6 protein-coding genes and 1 pseudogene are annotated in these 5,326 nt (G+C 72.2%); 5 read left to right on the forward strand and 2 right to left on the reverse strand.

What is annotated here, in order from left to right:
* A pseudogene (locus DQW85_RS28275) lies at window positions 1–188 on the reverse strand (hypothetical protein); the annotation flags it as partial.
* A complete protein-coding gene (iolC, locus tag DQW85_RS28280; protein ID WP_240197481.1) occupies window positions 185–1,108 on the reverse strand; it encodes a 5-dehydro-2-deoxygluconokinase in 924 nt (307 codons plus the stop codon). The pseudogene DQW85_RS28275 and the gene iolC, both read right to left, overlap by 4 nt.
* Window positions 1,109–1,371: 263 nt before the next feature.
* Between iolC and DQW85_RS44910 the strand changes: the two genes are divergently transcribed.
* The 5 genes from DQW85_RS44910 to DQW85_RS28300 all read left to right on the forward strand — a co-directional run.
* Window positions 1,372–1,545: a hypothetical protein gene (locus DQW85_RS44910; protein WP_162795443.1), complete on the forward strand. Its 174-nt coding sequence runs from the start codon at window positions 1,372–1,374 to the stop codon at window positions 1,543–1,545.
* Window positions 1,546–1,591: 46 nt separating this feature from the next.
* Window positions 1,592–2,458, forward strand: coding sequence for a carbohydrate ABC transporter permease (locus DQW85_RS28285; protein WP_240197482.1), 867 nt, complete (start codon window positions 1,592–1,594; stop codon window positions 2,456–2,458).
* Window positions 2,455–3,273, forward strand: a complete 819-nt coding sequence (locus DQW85_RS28290) for a carbohydrate ABC transporter permease (RefSeq protein WP_113702926.1) — start codon at window positions 2,455–2,457, stop codon at window positions 3,271–3,273. The genes DQW85_RS28285 and DQW85_RS28290 overlap by 4 nt, the downstream gene beginning before the upstream one ends.
* Window positions 3,273–4,343, forward strand: a complete 1,071-nt coding sequence (locus DQW85_RS28295) for an ABC transporter ATP-binding protein (RefSeq protein ID WP_113702927.1) — start codon at window positions 3,273–3,275, stop codon at window positions 4,341–4,343. The genes DQW85_RS28290 and DQW85_RS28295 overlap by 1 nt, the downstream gene beginning before the upstream one ends.
* A partial coding sequence (locus tag DQW85_RS28300; protein ID WP_162795444.1) for a CehA/McbA family metallohydrolase occupies window positions 4,340–5,326 on the forward strand: 987 nt, incomplete at its 3' end. The genes DQW85_RS28295 and DQW85_RS28300, both read left to right, overlap by 4 nt.

The following is a 5,326-nucleotide window of genomic DNA, read 5'->3' on the forward strand; positions in this document are numbered from 1 at the left end:
CCGTCCCGGGGCAGCCCGCGCCGCCGCCGGCGCGCCGCGGCTTCGGCGATCGCGCCGGGGGTGGTGGCGCGGATGCGGGTGAGGCGCTCGTAGGAGTCGGCCACCGGCACAGGCGTGGTGGCGGGTGTGGTGGTCCCCGTGGTGGTCCCCGCGGTGGTCCCCGTGGTGGGGAGGGTCGTCTCGCTCATAGCAGTGCCAGCACCTCGTCCGTGGTCGGCATGGCGTCGGCGCAGGCGAGGCGGGTGGCGACGAACGCGCCCGCCGCGTTGGCGAAGCGCACCGTCCGCTCCAGCGACCAGCCGCTCAGCAGCCCGAAGCAGAGCGCGCCGCCGAAGGCGTCTCCCGCGCCGATCCCGTTGACCACCTCGACCTTGACCGGCTCGGCGATCACGTGCTCGTCGGCGCTGCGGGCCAGCACCCCTTCCGGGCCCATCTTCACGATGGCCACCCGCATCCCGGCGTCCAGCAGCGCCTGCGCCGCGGCTTCGGGGTCTCGGGTGCCGACGGCGTTCTCGACTTCGTCGAGGTTGCCGACGGCCACGTTGGCGTGGGGGAGCACCTCGCGCACGCCCCGCTGGCCCGCCTCGGGCGACTCCCACAGCATGGGACGGTAGTCGAGGTCGAACACGGTCCAGCCGGAGCCGCGCGCCGCCAGCGCCGCCGCGTGGGCGGAGCGGCTGGGCTCCTGGCTCAGGCCGGTGGCGGTGAACCAGAACACCCGGGCGTCGCGGATCGCGGCCAGGTCCAGCGACTCGGCCGTGACCCGCAGGTCAGGTGGATGGTCGCCGCGGTAGAAGTAGAGCGGGAAGTGGTCGGGCGGGAAGATCTCGCAGAAGGTGACGGGGGTCGGTGGTCCGTCGACCGTGGCGACGAAGGCGTCGTCGACGCCGAAGCCGCGGATGGCCTGCCGGACGTACTCACCGAAGGGGTCGGCTCCCGTGGCGGTGATGACCGCCGAGCGCAGGCCGTGGCGCGCCGCGGCCACCGCGACGTTGGTGGGACTGCCGCCCAGGAACTTGCCGAAGGTCTCGACGTGGGCCAGCCCCACGCCGGTCTGGAGAGGATAGACGTCGACGCCGCAGCGGCCGATCGTGATCAGGTCGAACAACGCACCTCCAGAGGGCTCTACTCCCCCATTACGACGTAATGTCCTGACATTAGCATGTCCGTTATGTTCCGGATTGGTCCAGCGGGAGCCATCCGGCGGGGGACGGGGCGGGCCCTCGCGGCGGCACCTGGCCGCCGGGCGGGCCGCTGTGCGCGGTCGGTAATGGGGCGGACACATTCCCGAGATATATGCAGCCCTTTACGACATCCGTATGTCATGACATATTTGCTGAAGCTCCGTAACTCGCGAGTCGGAGGGTCTGCATGGGCAAGGAGGTCGAGGTCAAATTCGTCCCCAGCGGCGTCGACGACGAGCGTAACAAGTCCACGCTCTCCCTCACCCCCAGGTCAGGCAAGAGCGCCGGCGTGATCGGCGTCGACGGCGGCCGGAGGAAGCTCGAAGGAACCGTCGGTGGCCCCGCCGGCAACGCCCGCTGACCTTGGGCCGCCCCCGGCCGGAGGGGAGCGGGGCCATCGCCACAGCGTGGACGCGGCGGGCCTGGGCAGGCTGCGCGCGGGCGCCTTCACGGCCCCGGCGCTGGCGCTCATCGCGGTGTTCCTCGTGTTCCCGGCGCTCTGGGTGCTCTACCTGGGGCTCACCGACTACCGGCTGACCGGCGTCGCCGCCGCCGAGCCGCGGATCGTCGGCCTCGACAACTTCCTGGCCGCGCTGGCCAACCCCCGCTTCTGGGGCTCGACCTGGCTGACCGTCCAGTTCGTGGCCGGGTCGGCGGTGGCCGGGCAGGCCGTGCTCGGGTTCGCGATTGCGTGGCTGCTGCGCGACAGGCGCGGGCCGCTACGGAGGATCGTGGAGGGCCTGGTCATCCTGGCCTGGATCCTGCCCAGCGCGGTGGTGGCGTTCCTGTGGGTGGCGCTGCTCGACCCCTCCGACGGCACCCTCAACGCGGTGCTCGGCCTCACCGACGTCGCCTGGCTGATCGACCACCCGATGCTGTCGATCATCGTCTTCAACGTCTGGCGCGGGACCGCGTTCTCGATGTTGCTCTACGCGGCGGCCCTGGAGAGCGTGCCCCCGTCGCACCTGGAGAGCGCCCGCCTGGCCGGCGCGTCAAGCCGGCGGCAGCTCAGGGACGTGGTCTTCCCGCACATCAGGGGGCACGTCCTGACCAACCTGCTGCTGATCAGCCTGTGGACGTTCAACGACTTCACCCCGTTCATGCTGACCGCGGGCGGTCCCGACGGGAGGTCCGAGGTGCTGGCCGTGCACGTCTACATCGAGGCCGTGCGCAACGGCTCGCTCGGGTACGGGGCGGCCATCTCCACGATCATCCTGCTGATCAACCTGGTCGTGGCGGTCTGCTACCTGCGCCTGCTGAGGAGCCGGAGATGACGCGGTTCGCGCTCGGGAGGATCGGATTCGCCACGCTGATCGCGGTGCTGCTGGCGTTCTTCACGCTGCCGCTGCTGTGGCTGGCGTCGGCCCCGCTCACCTCCGACCCGACGTACAAGGTGGCGGCGCCGGACCTCACCTGGGAGAACTTCCGGACGATCCTGGAGCACCCGTACGCGCTGCCGTCGCTGTACAACTCGCTGGTGCTCTCGGCCGGCACCGCCCTGCTCGTGGTGCTCCTCGCGGCGCTGGCCGCCTACGCGCTCAGCCGGGTCCGGCTGCCGGGCCGCGACGCGCTGCTCTACGTGCTGCTCCTGCTGTCGTCGATCATCACCGGCACGGCGGCGATGGTGCCGCTGTTCCAGCTGGCCGTGGACCTGCGGCTGATCGACTCGCGGCTGGGGCTGATCCTCATCCTGTCCGGCGGCCTGCTGCCCGCGGCGATCTTCATGCTGAAGGACTTCATGGACTCCACGCCGGAGTCGTACGAGGAGTCGGCGCGCGTCTTCGGGGCCTCGCCGCTGCAGATCGTCCGGCACGTGGTCGTCCCCCTGGTACGGCCCGGCCTCGCGACCATCGCGGTGTGGGCCGTGGCCAACGTCTGGGGCAACTTCCTGATGCCGTTCCTGCTGCTGAGAGATGTGGAGAAGCAGCCCGCCGCGGTGATCATGTACACGCTCTACACCGAGGGCGGCCAGGCCGACCTGCGCCTGCTGTCCACGTTCGGCCTGCTCTATTCGGTGCCCGTGGTGCTCATGTACCTGATCGTCAGCAGGAAGTACGGCTTCCGCTTCCACGGAGGGATCAAGCGGTGATGGCGGCCATCGAACTGCGCGGCCTGACCAAGGTCTACCCCGGCGGGGTGCGCGCGCTCGACCACCTCGACCTGGCCATCCCGGACGGCGAGTTCTTCGCCCTGCTCGGTCCCTCCGGGTGCGGCAAGACCACGCTGCTGCGCACGATCGCCGGTCTGGAGACCGCCACCGGTGGCGCGGTCGTGATCGGCGACCGCGACGTGACGGGAGTGCAGCCGGGCGGCCGGAACGTCGCCATGGTCTTCCAGGACTACGCGCTCTTCCCGCACATGGACGTCTCCGACAACATCGCCTACCCGTTACGCGTCAAGAAGGTGGCCAGGGCCGCCCGCCGGGCCAGGGCCGCCGAGGTGGGGGCCCGCCTCGGCCTCGAACACCTCATGGACCGGCGCCCCGGCCGGCTCTCCGGGGGGCAGCAGCAGCGCGTCGCGCTCGCCCGGGTCATGGCGACCCAGGCGCAGGCGTTCCTGTTCGACGAGCCGCTGTCCAACCTCGACGCCCGGCTCCGGCTGGAGGCGCGGACGTTCCTGAAGAAGCTCCAGCGCGACCTGGGCGTCACCACCGTGTTCGTCACCCACGACCAGGCCGAGGCGCTGGCCATGGCCGACCGCATGGCCGTCATGGAGGCCGGGCACATCCGGCAGATCGGCACGCCGGCCGAGGTCTTCCGGCGGCCCGCCAACACGTTCGTCGCCGCCTTCATCGGGTCCACTCCCATGAACCTCCTCGACGGCGTCGTCCGCGATGGCAGGCTTGAGGTGGCCGGGTGCGCGCTGCCCGTCCCGTCGTCGGCCGAGGGCCTGCTCGCCGACGGCGAGAGGATCGTGTACGGCGTGCGGCCCGAGTACAACGCCTACGCGAGCGAGCCGGCGGAGGGAGCACTGGGCGGAAAGGTGGCGATCATGGAGAACCTCGGGGCGTCCCACCTGGTGACGCTGGACGTCAACGAGGTGATGGTCCAGGTCGTCGTGCCCGAGGGCCGCGAGCCGGCCGTGGGCGACCAGGGCTACGCCGTGCCGCGCCGCGACCGGGCGCTCGTCTACCGCGACGGCGAGCTGGTGACGGGATGACGGTGATCAGGGGGCGCTGGAGCCTGGAGGACCGGCTGGAGCGGACGCTGCGCGAGGTGGCCTTCGAGGTGCCGCCGGGCACCGCCGCCGTGACCGTGCGGCTGGCCTACGACCGGTCTCAAGGGGTGCTCGACCTCGGCTGCGGCTCGCCGGCGGGATTCCGCGGCTGGTCCGGCGGCGCCCGCGACGCCTACACCGTCACCGAGGGCTGGGCGACGCCCGGCTACCTGCCGGGACCGCTGGAGGAGGGCACCTGGCACGTGTGGATCCGGCTGCACCGGGTGCCGCCGGAGGGCATCGGCTACACGCTGGAGATCCGCACCGAGAGCACGCTCCCGGCCCGGCCGGTCGCCGGCCTGCCGCCGGCGGGAGAGCGTCCGCCGCGCCGCGACATCCCCGACCTCGACGGGCTGCGCTGGTACGCCGGGGACCTCCACGCCCACACCGTGCACAGCGACGGCGCGCTGACCGTCCCCGAACTCGCCGCGCTGGCCCGCGGGCGCGGGCTCGACTTCCTGGCCGTCACCGACCACAACACGGTCAGCCACCACCCCGAGCTGGCCGGCCACGGCATCGCGCTGCTGCCCGGCCAGGAGGTCACCACCGACGGCGGCCACGCCAACGTCTTCGGCGACGTCGGCTGGGTCGACTTCCGTGAGCCCGCCGACTCGTGGGTGCGGCACGCCCGCGAAGGCGGCGGCCTCATCTCGATCAACCACCCGCTGGGCGGCGATTGCGCCTGGCTGCACCCGCTGGCCGAGCGGCCCCGCGTGGCCGAGGTCTGGCACTCCGGCTGGTGGGACCGGCGCTGGGGCGCGCCGCTCGCCTGGGCCGACGCCTGGCGCGACGACCTGGTCGCGATCGGCGCCAGCGACTTCCACCGCCACGGCGCCGACGGCCTGCCCGGCTCGCCGACCACCTGGGTCCTGGCCGAGGACACCGGCGCCGTGCTCGCCGCCGTGGCGGCCGGGCGCACCGCGATC

The sequence above is a fragment of the Nonomuraea lactucae genome (assembly GCF_003313395.1).
Taxonomy (GTDB): domain Bacteria; phylum Actinomycetota; class Actinomycetes; order Streptosporangiales; family Streptosporangiaceae; genus Nonomuraea; species Nonomuraea lactucae.